The sequence below is a fragment of the Bradyrhizobium sp. HKCCYLRH2015 genome, assembly GCF_051168215.1.
Taxonomy (GTDB): Bacteria; Pseudomonadota; Alphaproteobacteria; order Rhizobiales; family Xanthobacteraceae; genus Bradyrhizobium.
The window spans coordinates 500,461-522,454 of the sequence record NZ_JBNPUO010000001.1 but is presented as its reverse complement, the minus strand read 5'-3'; the positions used below and the strand labels follow the sequence as shown (position 1 = coordinate 522,454).

Genomic DNA, 21,994 nt, shown 5'->3' with positions numbered 1-21,994 from the left:
CGCTGTTGCATTGAGCCGCCGCGTCGGCCGCGCTATCCATCCGGCATCATCACCTGCAGCGAGGGCGACCGTGCAGAACCTCCTCACCGACATCCCTGGCGTGCGCGTGGGACACGCCGATGACGCGGCGCTCGCATCCGGCGTCACCGCGATCCTGTTCGATCAGCCGGCGGTCGCCGCGATCGACATCCGCGGCGGCGGGCCTGGGGTGCGCGAGGACGCTCTGCTCGATCCTGCGAATACCGTGGAACGGGTCGACGGCATTGCCCTGTCGGGCGGCTCGGCGTTCGGGCTGGAGGCCGCGAGCGGCATCCAGGCCTGGCTGGCGGAACAGGGGCGCGGCTTTGCCGTGCGCGACGCGCTGATCCCGATCGTCCCCGGCGCGATCATGTTCGACCTCTTGAACGGCGGCAACAAGGCCTGGGGTCGCTACGCGCCCTATCGCGAGCTCGGCTACGCAGCCGCAGCGGCGGCCAACACGACCTTCGCGCTCGGCAGCGTCGGTGCCGGGCTCGGCGCCACCACCGCCAACCTGCAGGGCGGACTTGGCTCGGCGTCAGCGACGACGACAGGCGGCATCAAGGTCGCCGCCGTCGCGGTCGTGAATGCGGTCGGCAGCGTCACGGTCGGCGACGGTCCGTGGTTCTGGGCAGCGCCGTACGAGGTCGACGGCGAGTTCGGCGGCCGCGGCCTGCCGGCCGCCTTCACGCCGGACATGCTGGCGATGCGCATCAAGGGCGGCCCGGCGGCGTCGGCCTCCGAGAACACCACGATCAGCCTCGTCGTGACCGACGCCGTCCTGACCAAGGCGCAGGCCAAGCGGCTCGCGATGATGGCGCAGACCGGCATGGCGCGTGCGATCTATCCGGTGCATCTGCCGCTCGACGGCGACATCGTGTTCGCGGCGGCGACCTGCGCCAGGCCGATCGAGCCGCTGGTCGAGCTGAGCGAGCTCGGCATGGTCGCGGCCAACGTCCTGGCGCGCGCGATCGCCCGCGGCGTCTATCACGCGAGGCCGCTGCCCTTCGCCGGCGCGCTGCCGTCCTGGCAAGGCCGCTTCGGCAGTTGAGCCTACGCGCTGACCGCGGTCGTTGAAGTCGTGGAGGCCGACAGCATGTTGGACTGCCGCTGGATCAGCTTCTCGATCATGTTGTAGGACGAGGTCGCAGCGCTGGACGCGGTGGTGGCCGCCGGCGTCGTCAGCGTCACCTTCGAGCCATCCGCGTAGGTGATCGTGGTGGTGGTCGACCCGTCGCTGTTGGTGGACGAGGAGCTCGAGGCGCCCGACAGCGCCTGCATCAGCGCATCCGCTCCTGCTCCCGACGAATTGCCGCTGCTGCCCGACCCGCCAGAGCCGGCCTGATGACGATGATGGCCACGACCGCTGCCCGCGCCCTTCAGCGCCGATGTCAGCTCGTCCATGCTGACACTGCCGTCGCCGTTGCTGTCGAGCTTGCCGAACACCTTGTCGGCATTGGCGAGGTTGGTGCCACCGGCGCCGAGCGCGTTCTCGAATTCCGACTTCGTGATCTGCCCGTCGCCGTCGCCGTCGATCTGCGAGAACAGGTCCTGCAGCGGATTGGCGCTCGAGCTCGCGCTCGACGTCGTGCCCGACTGGCTCTGCGCCGCCAGCAGCGCGTTCATCGTCTCCGGCGCGATCTGCCCGGAGCTGCTGCTGCCGGAGCTCGACCACGGGGCGAAATTGCCGGAACTGCCCGCGTTGCCGCCGCTGAGGCTGAACAGCCCGCCGCCAGCATTGCCCGATTTGCCGGAACCAGACTTGGTGGATCCCAGCGACTGCAGTCCATCCAGGACCGACGCCGCGGCCCCCAGTGCAAACCACATGGTGAAACTCCGAGAAGGCCGCAGCGAACGGCGGCGACATGCGAACGTCCGCTCTCCTCGCAATCGCCATGCCATCGCCAAACCGCTGATATGTCCGGACATTTCGCGATGTTGCGGATGCCCCAACCCGGCACTTCATGCCGCGCCCGGCAGATTTTTCCTGCTCGCGTTGCCGGACTGGCCCCTGCATGATACGGCGACAATCCCGATCGCACTGGAACAGCCGTCCATGACCCAGCCCTTCACGCCGCGTCCGCTCGTCATCGCGCCTTCGATCCTGGCGTCGGATTTCTCCAAGCTCGGCGAGGAGGTTCGCGCCGTCGATGCCGCCGGGGCCGACTGGATCCATCTCGACGTCATGGACGGCCATTTCGTGCCGAACATTTCCTACGGCCCTGACGTCATCAAGGCGCTGCGCCCGCACACCACCAAGATCTTCGACGCGCATCTGATGATCACGCCCTGCGATCCCTATCTCGAAGCCTTTGCCAAGGCCGGCTGCGACCACATCACGGTCCATGCCGAGGCCGGCCCGCATCTGCATCGCTCGCTGCAGGCGATCCGCGCGCTCGGCAAGAAGGCCGGCGTCTCGCTCAACCCCTCGACGCCGCTCAACGTCATCGAATACGTGCTCGACCTCGTCGACCTCGTGCTGATCATGTCGGTCAATCCCGGCTTCGGCGGCCAGGCATTCATCCCCTCGGCGATCGGCAAGATCCAGGATCTGCGGGCGATGACCGCCGGCCGGCCGATCGATATCGAGGTCGATGGCGGCGTCGGCCGCGACAATGCCGGCGCGCTCGCCGCGGCCGGCGCCAACGCCTTTGTCGCAGGCTCCGCCGTGTTCAAGGGCGGCACGGAGGAGGCCTATCGCAGCAACATCGCCGCGATCCGCAGCGCCGCCACGTTGGCGCGCGGCGAAGCGATCTGAGGCACGCGAGGCGGGATGCACACGCTCACGCCGCAGCCGCTGACGAAAGCCGCGTTCGCCGCCTTCGGCGACGTCGTCGAGACCGATGGCGCCCAGCCCATCGACATCAACCAGGGCTTTGCCCGCCGCTGCAACGGCCTCGCCGCCATCGACGTCACCTCGGGCGGCGTCGACGTCAATATCAGCCTGTTCGAGGCCAAGCCGCGGCCGCTCCCGATCGAGATCAGGCTGATGGAGCGGCATCCGCTCGGCACCCAGTTGTTCATGCCACTGCAGGACCGGCCTTGGCTGGTGCTGGTCTGCGCCGATCCGCGGGATCCCGCGAGCTACCGCGCCTTCGCCGCCAGCGGACGCCAGGGCGTGAACTACGCGCGCAACGTCTGGCATCATCCGCTGCTGGTGTTCGACGAGGCCTCGCGCTTCATGGTGGTCGACCGCATGAGTCCCGACAATCTCGAGGAGCTGTGGCTCGACCAGCCGCTGTTCCTGAGCATCCCCTGAATCATGGCGCGCGGGCGTGCCGATCCGCGCGCAGGAGAGACGACGATGGACAAGCCGAACTACTTCGTGCCGCAGGGCGGCCACCCGCCGCAGACCGATCTTCTCACCGGACGCGCCGTGTTCACCGAGGCCTACGCCGTGATCCCGAAGGGCGTGATGCGCGACATCGTCACCTCGGCGCTGCCGTTCTGGGACAAGACCCGGACCTGGGTGATCGCGCGTCCCCTCTCCGGCTTCTCGGAGACGTTCTCGCAATACATCGTCGAGGTGTCGCCCGGCGGCGGCAGCACCCAGCCGGAGCCTGATCCCGAGGCCGAAGGCGTGCTGTTCGTCGTCGGGGGCGAGATCGCGCTGACCATCGCCGGCACCGAGCATCGCTTGGGCAAGGGCGGCTACGCCTTCCTGCCGCCCTCCTGCAAGTGGACGCTGAAGAACGCCAGCGCGGCGCCCGCGACCTTCCACTGGATCCGCAAGGCCTATGAGGCCGTCCCCGGCATCCCCGCGCCGGACGCCTTCGTCACCAACGAGGCGACGACTGCGCCCGTCGGGATGCCCGGCACGGACGGCCGCTGGGCCACCACGCGCTTCGTCGATCCGCTCGACGTCCGCCACGACATGCACGTCAACATCGTCACCTTCGAGCCCGGCGCCGTGATCCCGTTCCTGGAGACGCATGTGATGGAGCACGGACTCTACGTGCTCGAGGGCAAGGCCGTCTACAAGCTCAACCGCGACTGGGTCGAGGTCGAGGCCGGCGACTTCATGTGGCTGCGCGCGTTCTGCCCTCAGGCCTGCTACGCCGGCGGCCCCGGCCGCTTCCGCTATCTGCTCTACAAGGACGCCAACCGCCACATGAAGCTGCGCCCGTTCCGGTGAGGTGAGCCGAACGCCGCAGTGGTGGCGTACTTGCTGCGGGACTGACAGCTTGGAGTTGATCACCCTGCATAGAGCGATACGAAATGATGACCGCATTGGAGCAAAGTCTCGTCAAGCTACGAGGAACCCAGGTCGATGTCTCCGCTGAGGATGCTCCTGACGAAATCGGAGCAGCAGCCGTCGGCTTGAAATTTTCAGACGGCACCATCTTGTAGGCCTTCTACTGGCGCCTCATACAAGACGGCCGCGCTGTGCTGTCGAGCTTCGATCACCGACAGCAATATGGTCTTCCGCCCCCCATCGATGCGACGCAGGAAATGTCTAGGCTCCTGCATGGTACATCGTGCAGCGATGCCCGGTTCGACAGAGAAACGGCTGACCTGATCCTGCTCTTTGGCAACTCGATCAAGCTCCAGATCTTGAACTTCACCGCTTACGAAATCTGGCAGATCCACTTTCCAGACGGCTCCGTAGAATACTCGAACTATGCTCTCAGTTGATACGCCCACGGTTCATGCGCACATCGCCCTCGCCGGCGGAAACGGCGCTGAACGGTCGGGCTGAGGTGCCGCCGGCGTAGCGCTCGAACCGCATGGTGAAGGTCTCCTGCCCCGCACTCAAATGCTGTAAGAGAGCAGCCCCCACGACATCCTTCTTCACGCACCGCTGCCACGCCTCACCCTGAGGAGCCCGCCAGAGGCGGGCGTCTCGAAGGGCGAGGCCCCCGACCGGACCTCATGGTTCGAGACGCGCCTGCGGCGCTCCTCACCATGAGGAGTTGCCTCCTCGTCCGCCCGACCCGACCTTCGCCGGCACATCGTCGTCGTCCATCTCCCGCGCGGCGTGGCGTGTGCGGACCACGGTGACGGTGCAGCCCGCCTCCGCGGCGACCTTCGCCGAGACGCTGCCGAGCAGCGAACGCAGCACCGAATCGCGACGGGCGCCGATGATGATGTGGTCGACCTGGTTGGCCTCGGCGAACTCGATGATGGTGGCGGCCGGATCGACGGCCTCTAGCACATGCACCGTCAGCCGGCTGGCGTCGAGCTTGAGCGGCGTCGCCCAGTGCTTCAGCGCGACCATGCGATCGATGTGCTTGTTGTTGCCCTCCTCGTCCAGGGTGCGGTCGATGGTGAGGCGCCCGAGCTTCAGCACGTTGACGCAGGCGAGCCGCGCCGCAGGCAAGGTCGCGAGGATGCGCTGCGCGGTGAGCCGCAGCGCGCCGTTGAGCTCCTCGCCGCCTTCCGCGGTGTCGATCGCGACCGCCACGATCGGACTGGAGGCGATCTGCACCGCGACATCGGATGCTTTCTGTTCCGGCTGCACCAGGCCGCGGTTGAAGCGGCGCCGCCACACGGTCGTGATCGGATCGCGCTTGACCTTCTCCGCGCGCGCCGTGAGCTTGACCTGGTCGGGATGGCCGAGATCGAAGGCAAGCTGCGCCGCGGTCGGGTAGCGCCAGACCGGCTCGATCTCCAGGCAGCGCAGCACGATCTCCTGCAGCCACGGTGGATAGTCCGGCTTCAATTGCCGCGGCGGATAGGGATCTCGCCAGAGACGCCGGCGCATGCCCCGCAGCGTCTCGGTCTCGCCGAACGGCCGCACGCCGGTGGTGAAGAAGTAGAGCAGCACGCCGAGCGAAAAGATGTCGCTGCGCGGATCGCTGCGCGTGCCCATCATGCGCTCGGGCGCCATGTAGGGCGCCGTGCCGTAAGGCAGGCGGAACTCTTCCTGCAAGAGATCCGGCAAGTGCTTGTGGCAGGACAGGCCGTAGTCGATCAGCACCGCCTCCCCCGACGGCCGGAACATGATGCTGGAGGGCTTGATGTCGTGATGGATGACGTGCTGCCGGTGAATATCGGCGAGCGCGGTCGCGATCTTCGCGACCAGCACCCGCGCCTCCTCGTAAGCCAGCGGCAGCTCGGGCAGCCGCTTGTACAGCGTCTCGCCCGGGATCTGCTCGATCACCACATAGGCCTGGGTGGCGAAATCGCCGGTGCCGAAACAGGCCGGCACATGCGGCCCGGACAGTTTCGGCAGGATCATCTGCTCCATCTCGAAGCTGACGATCGCCGCGGGATCCTCGCCCTCGGAGACGCGCGGCACCTTCATCAGGATGGGCCGGTCGATGTCCGGATGGGCGACGCTCCACAGCGTCGCCATGCCGCCGGAATGGACACATTCGCCGACCGTGAAGCCGTCGATCACGACGCCCGGCTGAAGTTTCGCTCTTGGCATGCTCTACCGCCCCATCGAGAGCCGCTGCGCCAGCCAGGGCGGCAGGCCGTTGTCGCGAATGCGCTGCGCCGCCGCGTCGACGTCATAGGGCACGCGGCAATAGGTCAGCTCGCGGGTCTTGGTGTCGAAGGTCACGAACGACGCGGCCGGATCACCGTCGCGCGGCTGGCCGACCGAGCCGACCACGGCCAGCCATTGCCGGCCGCGCAACAGCTGAATGGGCATGTTGGCGGTCGGGGTGAAGCTCGTCATCTTGGCTGTGGCGGACATCGAGTACAGCGCCGGACGGTGGATGTGGCCGCAGAACGTGACCTGGGCCTCGGTGGCGATCATGCTGCGCGCGGCGTCGGCCGACGACTGCACATAGCGCCAGCGCAGTGGGCTGGACGCCTCCGCATGCACGAACAACCGGTCGTCGTCGCCGATGCTCATCGGCAGCTCGGCGAGAAAGCGGCGCTGCTCGGCGCTGAGCCGGCCGCGCGTCCACTCCATCGCCGCCTGCGCCTCGGCATTCATGGTCTCGCTCGCCACCGAGACGGCATTGTCATGATTGCCGCGCACCGCCAGCCCGCCCGCGGCGACGATCTCCATGACGGTGTCGACCGACCATTCCGGATCGGCGCCATAGCCGACGATGTCGCCGAGACAGATGAGACGATCCGCGCCACGGGCACGCGCCGCCTCCAGGCAGGCCGCAAAGGCCTGCCGATTGGCATGGATATCGGTGAAGATCGCAAGCAGCACGCCGTTCCTCCCGGTTCAACCGTACAAGCGGGCTTCGCACGGAATTTGAGCAACATCAAACCGGCCGGGCCGGGCAAGGGTTTTGAGCGCTGGCGGTTGACGCGCGGTCTTTCGTTCTCGCGGCGGCTCACGCCCGAGCTTTGCGATCGCGGTGCCCAATCGACAAGCGAGAGGGCGCGGGGAATGCCGGGTGAAGGCCTCACCCATGGCCCGCCTGCAGAAAAACGCAGGCGGCAGTCACCACAGGTTCAGCCGAACATCCGGCATTCCCCGCGCGACGGTTTTAACGCTTATATCGTGATCTCCCCGGGGACCGGCTTGTTGACCCCGTCATTGACGCAGCGCGCGAGCGCTGGCGTCAGCTTGACCTCGGCACCGGGAGGCCAGGACGACACGACTTCACGTCCGCAGGCCAAGCGCTCGTCTCACGCTAGCCCAGCGTCCATCGCTTCCCCGCCCCACGTGTCGTGACGATCGCGCGCTACGCCCCTCTGCTCGGGACGGGATGATAGCGTATAGCATGATTTCTGAAAAAATGAAATAGATTTCTTGGATGGCGCTTGCTACACGGCGAAATCCGTTCCCGCGTCTCACGCTCCGGAATAACCGATGATTATCGCTGTTTGGAACGAAGTACTTGGTGGTGTCGATCTGATGGTCGATACCGACGGCGTCGATGTGTTGATAGATCAATTGACTAGACTTAAGACGCAAAACAGAAATCACCTGCATATTTATGATGTCGGGCTGACATCTCCTTGGGGACACAAGCAGGTTGCCAAGCAGATCGTCATCAATTGGATTGGCGAACCCGACCTCTTTGAGGAGGAGGAGTCGTAGTCCGTGTGCCCACGCCGGAAGCGGCAGTCGAGTGTCTCACGCGCTCTGTCGGTGAACCCGGATATCGCTTTCGCTCTTCCGGGCTACACGATGATGAAGACCTCGCTGCTGTCATAGTCCCCGCCTCGCATGGTCGATGAGCGCGCGGAGCTTGGGCGCCAAGTTCCGGCGCCTTGGAAAGTACAGGTAGAATCCGGCAAACGGCGCGGAAAAGCTTTCGAGCAGCGGCACCAGTTCGCCACGCGCGACGTAGGGCTGGAACGTCTCCTCCATGCCGAAGGTGATGCCGCCGCCCGCGCATGCGGTGCGGATCATCAACGATATGTCGTTGGTCGTCAGGCTGGGCTTCACCTCGACATTGAAGTCGCTGCCCGCTTCGGTGAACTCCCAGCGATAGGGCGCGACCAGCGGCGCGGGCCGCCAGCCGATGCAGGCATGATGAATCAGGTCGCGCGGGTGCGCCGGCGCGCTGTGTTCTTCCAGATAGCTCGGTGCGGCGAAGGCCAGCTGCCTCTGATCTCCGGACACCGGGACAGCGATCATGTCCTGCGCGATGACTTCTCCGAGGCGCACCCCCGCGTCGTAGTGCTCGGCGACGATGTCGAAGGTGTCGTCGGTGATGGTGATGTCCAGTTCGATCGCGGGACAGGTTTGCATGAACGAGGCCAGCAATGGCCCGGAGATGAAGCGCTCGGCGATGGAGGACACGGCCAGCCGCAGCAGGCCGGACGGCGGCCCGGCCTTGTCGCCGATCTGCTCGGCGGCGGCATTCAGCGCGCCGATCGCCGGCGCGACATCGGCATAGAAACGGCGTCCCGCCTCGGTCAGGCTGAAGCTGCGGGTCGTCCGGCTGACCAGGGAAATCCCGAGATGGTCCTCCAGCCTGCCCATGGCCTGGCTGACGGCAGACCGCGTCACGCCCAGACGGTCCGCGGCAAGGCGGAAGCTCCCGGCCTCGGCCACCGCCACGAACAGCTCGATCATGTTCTTGTCGACCCGCATTGGTTAGATACGCTTACCACCGAGGCAAGCATTGGGCAAATTTTCGTGACAATTCCGGCAACGTAGCTTCCGCCCGTCACCAACCGACAGGAGTTGAACATGGACAAGGTCATCCTGATTACCGGGGCGTCGAGCGGCATTGGCGCGGGGATCGCACGAGAGCTGGCCGCCACGGGCGCGCGGCTGCTGCTGGGCGCGCGCCGCCTGGATCGGCTCGAGGCGCTCGCCGCCGAGCTGCACGCGGCCGGCCAAACCGCCGAGGTTCGGGCGCTGGATGTGACCAACCGCGCCGATGTCGCGGCCTTTGCCGAGGCTGCGCGCGCGATGTGGGGGCACGTGGACGTCATGATCAACAATGCCGGCATCATGCCGCTCTCGCCGATGGCCTCGATGAAGGTCGACGAGTGGGATCGCATGGTCGACGTCAACATCAAGGGCGTGCTGAACGGCATCGCGGCGGTGTTGCCCGGCATGCTGGCCCGCGGCTCCGGACACATCATCAACATCGCCTCGATCGGCGCTCTGCAGGTCGTGCCGACCGCCGCAATCTACTGCGCGACCAAGCACGCCGTGCGGGCGATCTCGGACGGGCTCCGGCAGGAGAATGACAAGCTGCGCGTCACCTGCATCCATCCGGGCGTGGTCGAGAGCGAACTCGCCAGCACCATCACGGACGAGACCGCAGCCGAGATGATGCGCAGCTACCGCGCGATTGCCCTGCAGCCGGACGCGATCGGCCGCGCCGTGCGCTATGCCATCCAGCAACCCGACGATGTCGACGTCAACGAGATCGTCGTTCGTCCGACGCGGGCGCCGTGAGGCGCAGGCGGCTCTACCGCAACACCACCTCGAGAAGGTTGGCGAGCCGCGCAGCGGCGAGCGCGGCCTGCTTGCGGGCAAGGTCGCGGGCGTTGGTCTCGTACTCGCGGGTCAATTCGACCGGCTGCTTGTCCGTGCGAACGGGAGAGGCATAGGCCACCGTCTTGGCGAGATCGAAGCTCTCTTGCGCCCACACCGCGGGGTCGATGATCTGCGCCTTGCCGGCGTCGGGCGTGACGGTCGACAGGCCTCCGCGCTGGTCGGCGTCGAAGATCGCGCCGAACACGGTCGAATAGCCGCCGAAGATGCCGTCCCAATAGGCGTGCAGATTCTGCGTCTCGCCGTTGGCGGCGATCACCTGCTCCTCATTGCCGCCGCGGTCGCCGCCTTTGTCGGGAAGCGCGGACGAATAGCGGGCGATGGCGTGCAGCGGCTGGTGCAGATCGCCGACGAGGTGGATGCTCCAGCTGAGGCTGTACGAACGCAGCGGCTCCGAGGCGTCGGTGTTCGCCGGCAGCTTGGCGATCATCAGCTTGAGCTGCGACACCGCATCCACAGCATCAGGGCGCGGCAGCGGCGTGTCGTCGGCCGAGAACAGCGCGTCCTTGTAGTGCCAATACTGATGCTTGAGGTGGCCGTACGGCACCAGCTGCTTCGCTGTCGAATCCGTCACCTGATCGTCGTAATAGTCCGGCTTCATCTTGATGTCGTCCGGCCAGGTCGCCGCATGCACGAAAGCGTATAGCTTCTCCTGTCCCGCAGGCGCGCCGGCAACCCAGCTGGGGTAGTCGGGATTGAGCTTGAGCAGCGCATCGGCCCGGTCCCGCGTCGCCGGGGACAGCTTCTTGTAGGCCAGATAGGCGATCTGCATGTGGCCCTCGTCCCACCAGGCCAGAGCCGGTCCGGCCGGCCACAACATCAGGGCCAAAAACGCAATCATCAGCTTACGCATCGCGAAGCCCCCCTCGAGATTCAATCAACAAATGAAACGCGCATTCGGCTGGATTACTAGACGATCCTGAGCCTAGCTTGAATGGAGAAAGTTGGCAATTTCACCGCTTGCGCCGCGGTCATTTTCCGCCGTCATTGCGAGCGCAGCGAAGCATCCAGGGCTGCGAACTGGACCCTGGATTGCTTCGTCGCTTCGCTCCTCGCAATGACGGTGGCGAGTTATCGACTCTCCGCTGGGAGGCTCTTCCGCGTCGCCCCGTTCACTGCTCGTCCTTCGGCGGCATGCGCGGCGGCAGCAGTGGCGTGAACGAGACGCCGTCGCCGGCGTTCTTGGCGGCCTTGAACTCGCCGGTGGAGGGATCGCCGCCGGCGGTCTCGATGATGGTCTTCGGCAGAATGTATTCGCGCGCGGCGTCGATGACGCCGCCGTCGCCGGTGCCGAAATCAGCGGCGCGACCGCCCTGCGGATGACCGGCCGCGATCTGGTCGGCGGCGTGCTGGGCCTTGTCGGCAAGTGTGTCGCTGTAGGGAATGCGATAGGCGCGCGGCACGCCGCTCGGACGGTTGTCGTCGTCCAGCGCCTCGACCCACAGATAGACCGCGCCGGGATCGCCCTCGACGGAGTGCGGATCGACGATCCGCACCTGCAGCACCTTGAAGCTCCGCGGCAGCCGGTCGACGCTGGCCCAGCCGAGCAGGCCGCGGGCGCCGACGAAGCTGCCGACATAGAACGTGCTGGTGATGATCACCGCCACCGCTTTCACCTGCCATGGCAGTCTTGCATAGACCAGCACCAGCAGGAGCAGCGCGCCGATCAGCGCGTAGCACACGGACAGCGTGACGATGACGGTCTGCAGATTGCTCGTCATCGCCTGATCATCCTGACGCCGGTCTTGGGATCGAGGTCGGCACCGTTGGCGCGGACATTCCGGAACGTCTCCAGCAGCGACTTTGGCCGCCGCTGGACGTCGATGACCTTGCCCTCCGCATTGAGCTTGAACCGCAGCGCCGTCTTCTCGTCGCCGGAATGGTCGAGCACGACCTTGTCGTCGAAGATCACCTGCGCGGTCGGGTTGAGCTTCTGCACCTTCACGGTGGCCTCGACCGGCGCGCCGCTGACGTTCTGGAAATGCGAGATGTTGACGGTGTATTCGCCGGCGACGATGCCTCTGATCGTGACGATCTCCTCGCGGATCGGCGACGGGATCTTCAGGCCGTTGACCAGGATGAAATCGTTGGCGCCGCCGCGGTCGTCGCGGTCGAGCGTGAGGAAGCCGGCCTCGCGATGCCGGTACCAGGCGATGTTGCCGACGGGGTCCTGCACGAACAGGTCGAGATCGTCGGGATGGTTGTCCGGCCAGTCCATCGTGATCAGAAACTCGGCCTTGCTGTCCACCTTGCCGTCCTTGGCGTCCGGCGAGATCGCGAGCACCGCGATGAAGAAGAAGAACGCGACGATCTGCAGCGCCTTGAACAGCATGACGCTGAACGGGTCGAACTGCTCCTCGCGCGGATAGAGCCCGAAATCGTCCATCATGCGTCCTGCTCCGGCGCGCGATCCATCGCGCGCTCGAGCCGCGGTGTCACCCGCGTCTCGGTGAGCATGACCGCGTCCGAGAACACGCGCCCGGTCGCCGCATCCAGCATGTAGTACTGGATGCGCACCAGGATCGAGCCGACGAGGCCGGCGAGCGTCGTGTACATCGCCACCGCCATGCCGTCGCTCATCAATCCCATCGAGGACTTCATCGCCAGCTTGTCGTTGATGTCGAGACCGGCAATCGGCGCCAGCATGATGATGAAGCCGATGATGGTGCCGAGCAGGCCGAGCTTCATCAGCGTGTCCGAGGCGAAGCCGCCGAAGCCGTTGGAGCCGCGCAGGCGGTCGGCGAGCGTCCGCAGCAGCAAGGTCTGGTCGAGACGCCCTGCCCCTTGCGTTTGCGCCTTGGTGACGAGGCTGCGGATGTGGTTGGTGACGAGCCCGTTGGGAAGCAACTGAGCATCAGGTTCGAGCGCGCGCGCCGCATCGGGCCCGATCAGCACGGCGCGGCAGCGCCGCGCTGCATCCGCCTCGCGCGCGATCGCTCTGGTGCGCCAGAAGCAATGGCAGCAGGTCACGACGTAGAGCACGGCGATGACGCTGGAGATGTAGGTGCGGTCTGAGGCGACCATCAGGTGGAAATAGCCGTAGCGGGCGAGCACCACGGCGGCGAATATCGTGAGGCCGGTGAAGATCATCCAGAGCAGCAGCGGCCCGCGCTCGGCGCTATCGCGCGCAGGTTCCACCCGATCGGCACTGCTGATCACGCTCATGCAAGACCTCCCGATGCGCGCCTTTTCGTTCGGCGCTTCGCAGAGGGAGTTAAGCAGAGCGGCGGAACAGCGTCCAAAGACATCTGCCTCGAGGCGCTCGGGAAAATTTCCCAACCTGCGGCTTGCTGCAGTGCATTTACTTGGCGGAGCACCAGCCCATTGTTACGCTGCGGCAAAAGCCGTGGAGAGGATCGCATGCGTCTCGTGCTCCAGCTCATTGCGCGCCTCGCGCTGATCGTGCTGCTGTGTCTGGCCGCCGCGGCCGTATGGGTCACCATCGACGCCTATCGCAGCGTCGACCGCGCCACCGCGGCATCGGCCGACCGGGTCTCGCAGGCGCTGGAGGCGCTGTATTGGCGCGAGCTTCTGCTGCGCGGCAACCGGTCGCGCGAGCGGCTGCTGCCGCTGCCCGACTGGCGCACGACCGAGACCATGAAGCTGATCGCGCCCGGCATCTGCGTGCAGCTCAAGCCCGAGGCCGCCTTCGAAAAGCCGCTGTGCGGCCAGAGCAAGGGCCTCGGCGCCGCGCCGCCGCGCTGGTTCTCAGGCGCCGTGGAAGCCATCCTCGGCGATCACGCGGCGGTCGCGCAGCCGATCAGCGCGCGCTCCACCACGGCGGGAACCGTTTCGGCGATCGCCGATCCCGATGCGGCGATCCAGCTCGCCTGGCTGCGCATCCAGGACAGTTTTGGCGTGGCGCTGGCGATGGCGATCGCGATCGGCGTGCTGGCCTCGCTGGCGATCGCGCATGCGCTGGCGCCGGCGCGCAGCATCGTCCAGGCCCTGCAGCGGATGGCCGAGGGCGACCACCGCCCCGCACTGCCGCGCTTCCGCTCGATGGAGCTCGCCATGATCGGCCGCGCCGTCGGCGAGCTCGGCGACCGGCTGGCGCAGGCCAACGAGCAGCGCGCCGCGCTGACCGAGCGCCTGCTCGACATCCGCGACGAGGAGCGGCGGGCGCTGGCGCGCGAGCTGCACGACGAATTCGGGCAGAACCTCACGGCCATCCTCGCCTTTGCCTCGACGATCGAGAGCGCCGGCAGCGGCCGCAACGATCAGGTCGCCCAGGATGCACGCATGATCACGCAGTCCGTCAGCCATCTGATGGCCTGCCTGCGCGGCACCTTGAGCCGGCTGCGCCGTCCGCTCACCGAGGAGCTCGGCCTCGCCGCCGGCCTGATCGCGCTGACCGAGAACTATCAGCATGCCGCGCGACCCGCGATCCGGCTCGCCCTGCACGGCGATCTCGCCGACATTCAGGGCCCGGTCGCGGTCACCGCCTATCGCATGGCGCAGGAATGCCTGACCAATGCGCTCCGCCACACCAGCGCGAGCGAGGTGTCGCTGCGGGTCGAGCGCCGCCAGGGTCCCGACAGCGCGCTCGTGATCTCGGTCGAGGACGACGGCGGCGGCGATGCGGCACTGCTGGTGCAATCGAGCGGCTTCGGCCTCACCGGCATCCGCGAGCGAATCGCCGCCGTCGGCGGCTCGCTGTCGATCGGCCCGGCCGCGCGCGGGCTCAGCGTCTCCGCGACAATTCCACTGGCCGCTTGAGACGATTGCGATGGCCGGGCCGATAGGCATTTCGATCCTGCTGGTCGACGACCATCCGGTGGTCCGCCAAGGCTATCGCCGCGTGCTGGAGAGCCAGGAGGGGTTTCGCGTCATCGCCGAGGCCGACAGCGCCGCGGCGGCCTACGCCGCCTTCAAGGCGCATGCGCCTGATGTCGTCGTGCTCGACATCTCGATGAAGGGCGCCAGCGGGCTGGAGGCGATCCGCAACATCCGTGCCCGCGACAATCGCGCCTGCATCCTGGTGTTCTCGATGCATGGCGAGGCGCCGCTGGTGAAGGCAGCGTTCGCCGCCGGGGCCGGCGGCTTCGTTACCAAGAGCAGCGAGCCGTCGGCGCTGGTCCGCGCCATCCGCATGGTGATCAGCGGCGGGCGCGCGCTCAGCGACGACGTCGCCCATGTGCTGGCCGCCGACAGCCTCGATCCGCAGCAGACCGTGCTGGACCGGTTGGGCGAACGCGAGATCGAGATCCTGCGCCAGTTCGCCTCGGGTCTGACCACCGAGCAGATCGCCGCCAACCTGCACCTCAGCGTCAAGACGGTGCAGAACTATCATTATCTGGTGAAGGCCAAGACCGGATTGCAGACGGATGCACAGCTCGTGCGGCTGGCGGTCACAAGCGGGCTGACGGATTTGTAGCCCTGATGCCGTAGGGTGGGCAAAGGCGTTGCCGTGCCGTCACCACACGCGAGATCGCAGCGGCGCCGTGCCCACCATCTCACCGCGGTGTGTGTCGATCAATGGTGGGCACGGCGCGCGCTATCTCGGCCCAACCCGATGTCGTGCCATGCGCCTTTGCCACCCTACGAGTTCCGCGACAACTAACGCGCCGCAAGCCCGCGCAACAACAACGTCAGCACCGCATCGGCTCGGGCCGAGCAGGTGCACTCGCTCCACTCGTCGGCATGGGCCGGATGATGAAAACTTCTCGTCGCATCGAAGATCGCGGCGGCCGCAACTTTTGGATCGGCGACGTCGAACGCGCCCTGCGCGACGCCCTCCGCGATCATGCCCTCGACCTGGGCGATCAGGTTCTGCTTGTGCGCCTTGACCACCGAGCACGCCTCGCGCGCCAGGGTGAGATAGGTCGCGAACATCTCCGGATCTTCGCAGACCCTCTTCTGCTTTGCGCCGAACAGCTCGCGCAGCCAGCGCTCCAGCTTCGCCGGCGCGGGGCCCGGCTCCGCCGCGATCTGCGCCAGCGGCGCGCTGACCCGCTCGAGCCAGCGCTTGGCAACCGCCTCGCGTAGCGAGGCCTTGCTGGGAAAGTGACGATAAACGGAGCCGTGGCTGACATCGAGCGCTCTCGCGACGTCGACGACCGTCGCTTTGGCGAGCCCGTACCGGCGCAACACATCCTCGGTGACTTCGAGGATGCGCTCGGATGTCAGAACCACGGCCTCATTCATGCGTGCACCATATCGGCGTCGGACGTATGCGCCTTGATCTGGATCGTCTCAGCCCGATCGGCCGACGACGGCGCGCGGAACTTGGCCGCCTGGGCCTCTAGGTGACGCGCGACCTGGAGATTCAGCCAGTCCTGAAATTGTGAGTGCAACAATCGCTTTTCAATCTTCATCGAAGCGGTCCTTCGCAGTTGAAACCGCTGAACCCAAGGTCAGACAGTGGAAGTTGGTCTTAAGCACGGTGGCACAATCGATATACATCATCGCGCTGACAGATTTCAATATCTGTCAGCGCGATTTTTTTTGAGAAATGGTATTATAATCTTGAATTGACCCGCCGGCTCGCCGGAAAGACCGCCGTTTGTGTCGATCCGGCCGCTCTGGTAAAGCGCGGCGTAAAATGCCGGCGCGGACGCTTGGTCCCGCCCACCTTCCCTCCCGCCTCGGAGCGCCGTCGATGATCCCCCGCTATTCCCGTCCCGAAATGGCCTCGATCTGGGAGCCGCAGACCCGGTTCAAGATCTGGTTCGAGATCGAGGCGCATGCGGCGGACGCCCTGGCCGAGCTCGGCACGATCCCGAAGGACGCCGCCAAGACGATCTGGGCCAAAGCCAAGGACGCCACCTTCGACGTCGCCCGCATCGATGAGATCGAGCGCGAGACCAAGCACGACGTCATCGCCTTCCTGACCCATCTCGCCGAGATCGTCGGCCCCGAGGCGCGTTTCGTGCACCAGGGCATGACCTCCTCCGACGTGCTCGACACCTGCCTCAACGTCCAGCTCACCCGCGCCGCCGACCTGCTGCTCGCCGATCTCGACCGCGTGCTGGCGGCGCTGAAGACGCGCGCCTTCGAGCACAAGATGACGCCGACCATCGGCCGCTCGCACGGCATCCACGCCGAGCCGGTGACCTTCGGCCTCAAGCTCGCTTATGCCTATGCCGAATTCTCCCGCGCGCGCGAGCGCCTGGTCGCCGCCCGCAAGGAGGTCGCGACCTGCGCGATTTCCGGCGCCGTCGGCACCTTCGCCCAGATCGATCCGCGGGTGGAAGAGCACGTCGCCAAGGCGATGGGCCTGTCGCCAGAGCCGATCTCCACCCAGGTGATTCCGCGCGACCGCCACGCGATGTTCTTTGCGACCCTCGGCGTCATCGCTTCGTCCGTGGAGCGCCTGGCGACCGAAGTGCGCCATCTGCAGCGCACCGAGGTGCTCGAAGCCGAGGAGTTCTTCTCGGAGGGCCAGAAGGGCTCGTCGGCGATGCCGCACAAGCGCAACCCGGTGCTGTCGGAGAACCTTACCGGCCTCGCCCGCATGGTGCGCGCCTATGTGACCCCGGCGATGGAGAACGTCGTGCTGTGGCACGAGCGCGACATCTCGCACTCCTCCGTCGAGCGCATGATCGGCCCCGACGCCACCGTCACGCTCGACTTTGCGCTGATGCGCCTCGCCGGCCTGATCGAGAAGCTGCTGGTCTACCCGGCCAACATGGAGAAGAACCTCGACAAGCTCGGCGGCCTCGTGCACTCGCAGCGCGTGCTGATCGCGCTGACCCAGAAGGGGGCGAGCCGCGAGGACTCCTACAGACTGGTCCAGCGCAACGCGATGCCGGTGTGGCGCGGCGAAGGCGACTTCCGCACGTTGTTGAAGGCCGATGCCGACGTGAAGAAGTACCTGACCGACGCCGAGATCGACGAGCAGTTCGACCTCGGCTATCACCTCAAGCACGTCGACACCATCTTCAGGCGCGTGTTCGGGGAGGCGTGATCCCGTGTCGGGCAGGCGGACGTCGCGTCAGTCCGCCTCCTCGCACTTGTCCTGCTTGACCTTGAACATCTTCCGAAACTGAGTCTCGAGCGCGCTCCGCATCGCCTCCATCTTCTTGGCGCCGGTGTTGCGGAGGTTGTAGTTGACAGCGCAATTGGTCCAGCCGAAATTGACGAGGTAGATCCGCATGCGCTCCTGGCCGTCCGCCTTCTGCGCTTCGGCAGAATAGCGGGCGTTGCAGGCCTGCGGGCTGGCGTTGTTGGCGCAGCCCTGCGCCACGGTCTGGCGAAACATCTGCTGCAGGTCGGTCTTGCCCTCGATCGCGTCGACGAAGCGTGCGCAGGCGGCGGCAGGCTGATAGTCGCGCAATGCCGAGGGCGTCTTGAAGCCGCGGGTCTGTGCCAGCTCGAAATCGCAGCTGTCCTTCAGCTCCGCCACCCTGGCGCGGCGATAGTCGTCGACGCCGGGCAGCGCGATGAACTCCAGCCGGGCGGCGACGTCGAGCGCAGCCTTGCAGGCGCGATCGATCTTATCGGGGTCGAGCGCGGCGACCGCCTTCGGCTCGAACGCCGGCAGCGTGCCGGGGGACTCGAAATCGGACGGGCCGAACAGCAGATGCACGGTATTGCGCAGCCGAATCTCGTCCTGCTTGGCGGGATCAAACCGGACCGTGAAACGGCAGCCGCTGTCCCAGGACATCGTTCGCTCGGCGGCATCCGCGCTGGCGCCGGCGAGCGTGACGGCGGCGAGCGCCAGGCATGCGATCCATCCGGTCAAGCTTCGTCGGGTCATGGCACTCCTCGCAGGCGACCTATCCCTGCATCCTACCGCGTCCCCGCGCCGACGCCAGTCCGCGCCGCGCACCATCCGTAGCGCGACGTCGTCACGCTCGACGTGGCGATGCCAGACCTGACGGCGCGCGCAGCTATAGCTTTTTCAACGAGACGACCGCACTACCCTTGTTGTTGAAGTAGAATCGATACAACAGCCAAGGAAACAGGATGGACGTGTCGTTGACATAGACGAACACCTCCCCATCGCTGCGGGCCGTGAACCTGGCTGTCCAGCGGCGGCTGCCGGGCGTTTCCTGCTGGAAAGCCGGGAGATGCTCCTCGAGCCCCGTGCTCCCCACCCGCACGATCGGCGCGAACCAGTTCGACCAGATCAGACGCTTGAATGGTATCCCGGGTAGCTGGGTCCAGGTGCCGTAACCGAAGCCGGCCGGAGTCGCAGGGATGCCGCCGTCGCTCCATGCCTCCCCGACGTCGAGCACGATCTGATAGGTCTCGCCCTGCGCCACGGTCAGCGCCGTCGGATAGCAATGGTGCCGCGTCTCGAACACTGGCCGAATGCTTCCACCAGGGTATGCGCCGATCTCTGTCTGCTCGACCTCGGTCGGCCTCAACGTCTCCTTGCAGAACAGCCCGGCCGTATTGGCCGCGCCGAACCCCAGCCACCAGAACAGCCAGAACATGATGGCGAACGGGAAGATCCACGTTTTGAGGAGATAGAAACCGGCAACATACCAGCCCTGGCGGCGCAGCGAATAGACCGTCGCGCGCCAGCCGGTCACCGGCGTGTGCCGTGACGGATCGTTCCAGGCGATGCGTGCGGTATCGCGGATCTTCTGCTGAAGCGAGGTGCCCCACGACGTCAAGCCGAGCGCCACAGCTACCCCGATCAAAAGGAAACCGGGCGAATCCCGAAACGCGACGAACCAGGGGTCGAGAAATTTTGGCAGGAACGCAGCGGCCGCGTTGACCGCCGGATCGCCCACCACATGCAGCGGAACATAGAGGAAGCGCGGCCAATAGATGACGGCGTATGGGATCGCCGCGACGAACAGCAGCGCGAACATGGTGACGAAATAGACCACGCGGCGCAGCCACACCCAGTTCCAGACGTCATCCTGGACGCGTATCCGCGCGCGTCCCTGATCGCACGGATGCAGACCATCGGCTGATGTGCCCGAGTCGTCGGTCACGCGGTAGCTGGCTGGCACGACGACCGGTGCATAATGATCGGTGCCCGACCGGATGCGTTCGAAGACGGTGTGGTGGATGACAGGCTTCGCCGGCGGCAACGGCGGCTGTGGCAGGCTCGGATGCAGATCGCCGGCCAGAAGCTCCGTCTGCGGCTTGAACGGCGAATGCAGCAGCCATTTCATGCGCCTGATATCGTAACGCAGCGAGAGCTTGTACGGCGGCGCGTCGTAGATCTCTCGCAGATTGCGCGGCTTGTAGCGGTAGTAGGCCGCAAGCCCCTTGCGGGAGTCGTTGAGCTTATCGAGCGGATCGATCTCGGGGTCGTAGAGCAGGCTGCGCCGCTCGTCGAGATAGACGAGACCATAGGCCTGAGCCCGGTCCAGCATCCAGTCGAGCGTCACATAGGACAGACCATCCTGCGGATAGCCGCCGCCGATGTCGGAGTGCACGCCGGTGAACCACACCTGGCTGATGCGCTCGCGGTCACTGGCCGGCAGATCGGTGCGCAGATGCGGCGGCGGGTCGGCGCGTTTCGCGGCCTCGCTGCGTGGATCGTGATCGATGCCGAACAGCCAGTCCTTCTTGTCACTCCGGCCGGGCACCGCCTCGTCACGCCCCCACACGTAGCGCTCGTCCCAGATCACCGGGCGGAACGCATCGCGCTCTTCCTCGATCGCGAGCGCATGGCAGGCGCGATGGATCTTCGAGCTCATGAATTGGTCTGGCATCGACAGCGGCCAGATCCAATAATCGATGGCACGGGTCATCTCCTCGATCGGACCGCCATAGGCGTCGACCGTGTCCCAGATGCCGATGAAATGGATGCTCTCCACCTCAATGGGCGGCGGCTCGGGGGGCAGGTTACGCCAGCTGCGCAGCTTGCGGATTCCCCAATCGCGGATCCCGCGGAGATCGAGGCCGATCCTGCCGAGATATCGGAGGATGCCGCTGTTGTAGCGCCGGCGGTAGCGGCGATAGGCATCGGCGGCGAACCGTGCCAGATCAGCGTCATTGTTGTTGTAGGGAACGAGCCCCTGTCCCGCGATCATCGCCGCCACGATGCGGATCGTGAAAGCGCCGCGGCTGAAGCCGAAGCAGTAGATGCGATCGCCAGGCCGGTAGTTGCGGCAGCAGAAGCTATAGAGCGCAATGACGTTGCGCTTCAGGCCGAAGCCAAAGATGCCGCCGAGCGCCGCGAACAGCTTGAACGACGAGGTGCCGACGCCGTCGTCGTAGAACGCGATCTGCCGGCTGGGATCGCGCAGATCGAGCAGTTGGAACAGCCGCCAGACATTCGTCTTGAACAAGGCCTTGGCACTGTTGCCGGTCCCATCCGACAGCAGCACGATGTTTCTCGCAGCAGCGTTGGACATGAGGCCCCCCGACCAGAATGCCGGAGCGGAGCTTGGGACCCAATTGTAATAAAAGCAAGGCGCAATCCTCGCGCGAGCGACTTGGCTGCTCGGCCTGTCAGATTGCTCTCGGGATCGCAGCAGCGACCGTCTCCGCGCAGCTCGCATCACCCAGAAATGATCGAGAGAGACCCTCATCCAGTTGTCGTGCGAGAGGACGTCGACCTCTGATCCTTCGACATCGCGCCAGCGTGGTCTTATGCAGGCCGCTCCTTTGCGCGTGCGAGACCCGGATATGATCGAGACGACGACCGCCTATGATCCCCTGCTGCGATGGATTCACTGGGCCACCGCCCTGCTCTTCATCGCGGCCATGCTGATCGGCCTGTATTGCGGGCTGCAGCCGGCGGGGACGTCGCCACGGCGCGAGCTCCTGGAAATCCACAAGTCGCTCGGCATCACGCTGTTTCTGCTGGCGATCGCCCGGCTGATCGTGCGGGCCCGCACCAGCGCCCCGCCCGCACCCGCGGCGTTCGGTCCGGTTGTCCGCGCGCTGTCGCAGCTCAATCACTGGGCGCTCTATGCCGTGCTGCTGGTGATGCCGGTGACCGGCTACATGTTCTCGTCGGCCGGCGGCTATTCGCTGCGTTATTTCGGGACCTTCAGCTGGCCGCGGCTGTTCGCCGGCGACAAGGCGATCGCCCATGCCGGCGAGGTCACGCACGATACGCTGGCCTATCTGGTCTATCTCGTGGTCGGCCTGCACATCGCGGCCACGCTCTGGCACGCGTTCGTCAAGAAGGACGAGACCTTGGCCCGGATGTGGCCGCGGCGGTGAGCGTAGGCGCGTCGC

The 21,994-nt window shown here is 66.1% G+C and carries 24 protein-coding genes; 10 read left to right on the top strand and 14 right to left on the bottom strand.

The genetic code is table 11. The features are described from left to right. Window positions 1-70 precede the first annotated feature (70 nt). The gene (locus ACQR1H_RS02265) at window positions 71-1,069 is read left to right on the top strand and encodes a P1 family peptidase (protein ID WP_434907055.1); all 999 of its coding nucleotides are present in this window, start codon (window positions 71-73) and stop codon (window positions 1,067-1,069) included. 2 nt (window positions 1,070-1,071) lie between these two features. Here the strand turns inward: ACQR1H_RS02265 and ACQR1H_RS02260 are convergent, their stop codons facing one another. Continuing rightward, window positions 1,072-1,845, bottom strand: coding sequence for an EF-hand domain-containing protein (locus ACQR1H_RS02260; protein WP_434907054.1), 774 nt, complete (start codon window positions 1,843-1,845; stop codon window positions 1,072-1,074). 229 nt (window positions 1,846-2,074) lie between these two features. Here ACQR1H_RS02260 and rpe point away from each other — a divergent pair, with 229 nt between their 5' ends. From rpe to ACQR1H_RS02245, 3 genes are read left to right on the top strand one after another with little or no spacing between them, the layout of a single operon-like run. Further along, window positions 2,075-2,776 carry a ribulose-phosphate 3-epimerase gene (gene rpe / locus ACQR1H_RS02255; protein ID WP_315801151.1) on the top strand — a complete coding sequence of 234 codons (702 nt, stop codon included), beginning with the start codon at window positions 2,075-2,077 and terminating at the stop codon, window positions 2,774-2,776. A gap of 15 nt (window positions 2,777-2,791) precedes the next feature. After that, window positions 2,792-3,277, top strand: coding sequence for an ureidoglycolate lyase (locus ACQR1H_RS02250; RefSeq protein ID WP_315801152.1), 486 nt, complete (start codon window positions 2,792-2,794; stop codon window positions 3,275-3,277). Between the two features lie 45 nt (window positions 3,278-3,322). Further along, complete coding sequence (locus ACQR1H_RS02245) at window positions 3,323-4,153, top strand: bifunctional allantoicase/(S)-ureidoglycine aminohydrolase (protein ID WP_316176884.1); 831 nt, start codon at window positions 3,323-3,325, stop codon at window positions 4,151-4,153. Between the two features lie 194 nt (window positions 4,154-4,347). On the opposite strand, the gene ACQR1H_RS02240 is transcribed toward ACQR1H_RS02245, so the two are convergent. The 4 genes from ACQR1H_RS02240 to ACQR1H_RS02225 form a co-directional block, all read right to left on the bottom strand. Then, window positions 4,348-4,608 (bottom strand): hypothetical protein, encoded by a 261-nt coding sequence (locus ACQR1H_RS02240; protein WP_434907053.1) that lies wholly within the window; start codon window positions 4,606-4,608, stop codon window positions 4,348-4,350. A gap of 37 nt (window positions 4,609-4,645) precedes the next feature. After that, window positions 4,646-4,813: a hypothetical protein gene (locus tag ACQR1H_RS02235; protein ID WP_434846364.1), complete on the bottom strand. Its 168-nt coding sequence runs from the start codon at window positions 4,811-4,813 to the stop codon at window positions 4,646-4,648. Between the two features lie 105 nt (window positions 4,814-4,918). Then, entirely contained in the window at window positions 4,919-6,391 is a 1,473-nt protein-coding gene (locus tag ACQR1H_RS02230; protein ID WP_434907052.1) for a serine/threonine protein kinase, read from the bottom strand. A 3-nt stretch (window positions 6,392-6,394) separates the two neighbouring features. Then, window positions 6,395-7,135 carry a metallophosphoesterase family protein gene (locus ACQR1H_RS02225; RefSeq protein ID WP_434907051.1) on the bottom strand — a complete coding sequence of 247 codons (741 nt, stop codon included), beginning with the start codon at window positions 7,133-7,135 and terminating at the stop codon, window positions 6,395-6,397. A 609-nt stretch (window positions 7,136-7,744) separates the two neighbouring features. Between ACQR1H_RS02225 and ACQR1H_RS02220 the strand changes: the two genes are divergently transcribed. Continuing rightward, a complete protein-coding gene (locus ACQR1H_RS02220; RefSeq protein ID WP_315801156.1) occupies window positions 7,745-7,975 on the top strand; it encodes a hypothetical protein in 231 nt (76 codons plus the stop codon). Between the two features lie 111 nt (window positions 7,976-8,086). Here the strand turns inward: ACQR1H_RS02220 and ACQR1H_RS02215 are convergent, their stop codons facing one another. Further along, on the bottom strand, window positions 8,087-8,977 hold the full coding sequence (locus ACQR1H_RS02215; protein ID WP_434907050.1) for a LysR family transcriptional regulator: 891 nt from the start codon (window positions 8,975-8,977) through the stop codon (window positions 8,087-8,089). 99 nt (window positions 8,978-9,076) lie between these two features. Here ACQR1H_RS02215 and ACQR1H_RS02210 point away from each other — a divergent pair, with 99 nt between their 5' ends. Then, window positions 9,077-9,796, top strand: coding sequence for an SDR family oxidoreductase (locus ACQR1H_RS02210; RefSeq protein WP_434838441.1), 720 nt, complete (start codon window positions 9,077-9,079; stop codon window positions 9,794-9,796). Between the two features lie 13 nt (window positions 9,797-9,809). Here the strand turns inward: ACQR1H_RS02210 and ACQR1H_RS02205 are convergent, their stop codons facing one another. The 4 genes from ACQR1H_RS02205 to ACQR1H_RS02190 all read right to left on the bottom strand — a co-directional run bounded on the left by ACQR1H_RS02205 (window position 9,810) and on the right by ACQR1H_RS02190 (window position 13,060). Beyond that, window positions 9,810-10,748, bottom strand: a complete 939-nt coding sequence (locus ACQR1H_RS02205) for a S1/P1 nuclease (RefSeq protein WP_434873140.1) — start codon at window positions 10,746-10,748, stop codon at window positions 9,810-9,812. A gap of 259 nt (window positions 10,749-11,007) precedes the next feature. Further along, window positions 11,008-11,616: a hypothetical protein gene (locus ACQR1H_RS02200; RefSeq protein ID WP_434873139.1), complete on the bottom strand. Its 609-nt coding sequence runs from the start codon at window positions 11,614-11,616 to the stop codon at window positions 11,008-11,010. Next, a complete protein-coding gene (locus tag ACQR1H_RS02195; RefSeq protein WP_316183106.1) occupies window positions 11,613-12,284 on the bottom strand; it encodes a hypothetical protein in 672 nt (223 codons plus the stop codon). The genes ACQR1H_RS02200 and ACQR1H_RS02195 overlap by 4 nt, the downstream gene beginning before the upstream one ends. Beyond that, the gene (locus ACQR1H_RS02190; RefSeq protein ID WP_434873138.1) at window positions 12,281-13,060 is read right to left on the bottom strand and encodes a MotA/TolQ/ExbB proton channel family protein; all 780 of its coding nucleotides are present in this window, start codon (window positions 13,058-13,060) and stop codon (window positions 12,281-12,283) included. Before ACQR1H_RS02190 ends, ACQR1H_RS02195 begins: the two co-directional genes overlap by 4 nt. A gap of 195 nt (window positions 13,061-13,255) precedes the next feature. Between ACQR1H_RS02190 and ACQR1H_RS02185 the strand changes: the two genes are divergently transcribed. Both ACQR1H_RS02185 and ACQR1H_RS02180 read left to right on the top strand, forming a co-directional pair. After that, entirely contained in the window at window positions 13,256-14,614 is a 1,359-nt protein-coding gene (locus ACQR1H_RS02185) for a histidine kinase (RefSeq protein ID WP_434873137.1), read from the top strand. Between the two features lie 10 nt (window positions 14,615-14,624). Continuing rightward, window positions 14,625-15,272, top strand: coding sequence for a response regulator (locus ACQR1H_RS02180; protein ID WP_434873136.1), 648 nt, complete (start codon window positions 14,625-14,627; stop codon window positions 15,270-15,272). A gap of 182 nt (window positions 15,273-15,454) precedes the next feature. On the opposite strand, the gene ACQR1H_RS02175 is transcribed toward ACQR1H_RS02180, so the two are convergent. Together ACQR1H_RS02175 and ACQR1H_RS02170 are read right to left on the bottom strand one after the other, a co-directional pair. After that, a complete protein-coding gene (locus tag ACQR1H_RS02175) occupies window positions 15,455-16,042 on the bottom strand; it encodes a TetR family transcriptional regulator (protein ID WP_316183102.1) in 588 nt (195 codons plus the stop codon). Then, the gene (locus ACQR1H_RS02170) at window positions 16,039-16,212 is read right to left on the bottom strand and encodes a hypothetical protein (RefSeq protein ID WP_315801167.1); all 174 of its coding nucleotides are present in this window, start codon (window positions 16,210-16,212) and stop codon (window positions 16,039-16,041) included. The genes ACQR1H_RS02175 and ACQR1H_RS02170 overlap by 4 nt, the downstream gene beginning before the upstream one ends. A gap of 284 nt (window positions 16,213-16,496) precedes the next feature. Here ACQR1H_RS02170 and purB point away from each other — a divergent pair, with 284 nt between their 5' ends. Further along, window positions 16,497-17,804, top strand: coding sequence for an adenylosuccinate lyase (purB, locus tag ACQR1H_RS02165; RefSeq protein WP_434873135.1), 1,308 nt, complete (start codon window positions 16,497-16,499; stop codon window positions 17,802-17,804). Between the two features lie 27 nt (window positions 17,805-17,831). On the opposite strand, the gene ACQR1H_RS02160 is transcribed toward purB, so the two are convergent. Next, on the bottom strand, window positions 17,832-18,596 hold the full coding sequence (locus ACQR1H_RS02160; RefSeq protein WP_434873134.1) for a hypothetical protein: 765 nt from the start codon (window positions 18,594-18,596) through the stop codon (window positions 17,832-17,834). 133 nt (window positions 18,597-18,729) lie between these two features. Beyond that, complete coding sequence (locus tag ACQR1H_RS02155) at window positions 18,730-21,162, bottom strand: DUF2235 domain-containing protein (RefSeq protein ID WP_434873133.1); 2,433 nt, start codon at window positions 21,160-21,162, stop codon at window positions 18,730-18,732. A 274-nt stretch (window positions 21,163-21,436) separates the two neighbouring features. Between ACQR1H_RS02155 and ACQR1H_RS02150 the strand changes: the two genes are divergently transcribed. Beyond that, a complete protein-coding gene (locus ACQR1H_RS02150) occupies window positions 21,437-21,979 on the top strand; it encodes a cytochrome b (RefSeq protein WP_316183097.1) in 543 nt (180 codons plus the stop codon). Window positions 21,980-21,994 lie beyond the last annotated feature (15 nt).

Coding starts and splice junctions, on each gene's coding strand:
- ACQR1H_RS02260 (WP_434907054.1), bottom strand. CDS start 1,845: ATGTGGTTTGCACTGGGGGCCGCGGCGTCGGTCCTGGATGGACTGCAG.
- rpe (WP_315801151.1), top strand. CDS start 2,075: ATGACCCAGCCCTTCACGCCGCGTCCGCTCGTCATCGCGCCTTCGATC.
- ACQR1H_RS02250 (WP_315801152.1), top strand. CDS start 2,792: ATGCACACGCTCACGCCGCAGCCGCTGACGAAAGCCGCGTTCGCCGCC.
- ACQR1H_RS02245 (WP_316176884.1), top strand. CDS start 3,323: ATGGACAAGCCGAACTACTTCGTGCCGCAGGGCGGCCACCCGCCGCAG.
- ACQR1H_RS02230 (WP_434907052.1), bottom strand. CDS start 6,391: ATGCCAAGAGCGAAACTTCAGCCGGGCGTCGTGATCGACGGCTTCACG.
- ACQR1H_RS02220 (WP_315801156.1), top strand. CDS start 7,745: ATGATTATCGCTGTTTGGAACGAAGTACTTGGTGGTGTCGATCTGATG.
- ACQR1H_RS02215 (WP_434907050.1), bottom strand. CDS start 8,977: ATGCGGGTCGACAAGAACATGATCGAGCTGTTCGTGGCGGTGGCCGAG.
- ACQR1H_RS02210 (WP_434838441.1), top strand. CDS start 9,077: ATGGACAAGGTCATCCTGATTACCGGGGCGTCGAGCGGCATTGGCGCG.
- ACQR1H_RS02205 (WP_434873140.1), bottom strand. CDS start 10,748: ATGCGTAAGCTGATGATTGCGTTTTTGGCCCTGATGTTGTGGCCGGCC.
- ACQR1H_RS02200 (WP_434873139.1), bottom strand. CDS start 11,616: ATGACGAGCAATCTGCAGACCGTCATCGTCACGCTGTCCGTGTGCTAC.
- ACQR1H_RS02195 (WP_316183106.1), bottom strand. CDS start 12,284: ATGATGGACGATTTCGGGCTCTATCCGCGCGAGGAGCAGTTCGACCCG.
- ACQR1H_RS02190 (WP_434873138.1), bottom strand. CDS start 13,060: ATGAGCGTGATCAGCAGTGCCGATCGGGTGGAACCTGCGCGCGATAGC.
- ACQR1H_RS02185 (WP_434873137.1), top strand. CDS start 13,256: ATGCGTCTCGTGCTCCAGCTCATTGCGCGCCTCGCGCTGATCGTGCTG.
- ACQR1H_RS02180 (WP_434873136.1), top strand. CDS start 14,625: ATGGCCGGGCCGATAGGCATTTCGATCCTGCTGGTCGACGACCATCCG.
- ACQR1H_RS02175 (WP_316183102.1), bottom strand. CDS start 16,042: ATGAATGAGGCCGTGGTTCTGACATCCGAGCGCATCCTCGAAGTCACC.
- ACQR1H_RS02170 (WP_315801167.1), bottom strand. CDS start 16,212: ATGAAGATTGAAAAGCGATTGTTGCACTCACAATTTCAGGACTGGCTG.
- purB (WP_434873135.1), top strand. CDS start 16,497: ATGATCCCCCGCTATTCCCGTCCCGAAATGGCCTCGATCTGGGAGCCG.
- ACQR1H_RS02160 (WP_434873134.1), bottom strand. CDS start 18,596: ATGACCCGACGAAGCTTGACCGGATGGATCGCATGCCTGGCGCTCGCC.
- ACQR1H_RS02155 (WP_434873133.1), bottom strand. CDS start 21,162: ATGTCCAACGCTGCTGCGAGAAACATCGTGCTGCTGTCGGATGGGACC.
- ACQR1H_RS02150 (WP_316183097.1), top strand. CDS start 21,437: ATGATCGAGACGACGACCGCCTATGATCCCCTGCTGCGATGGATTCAC.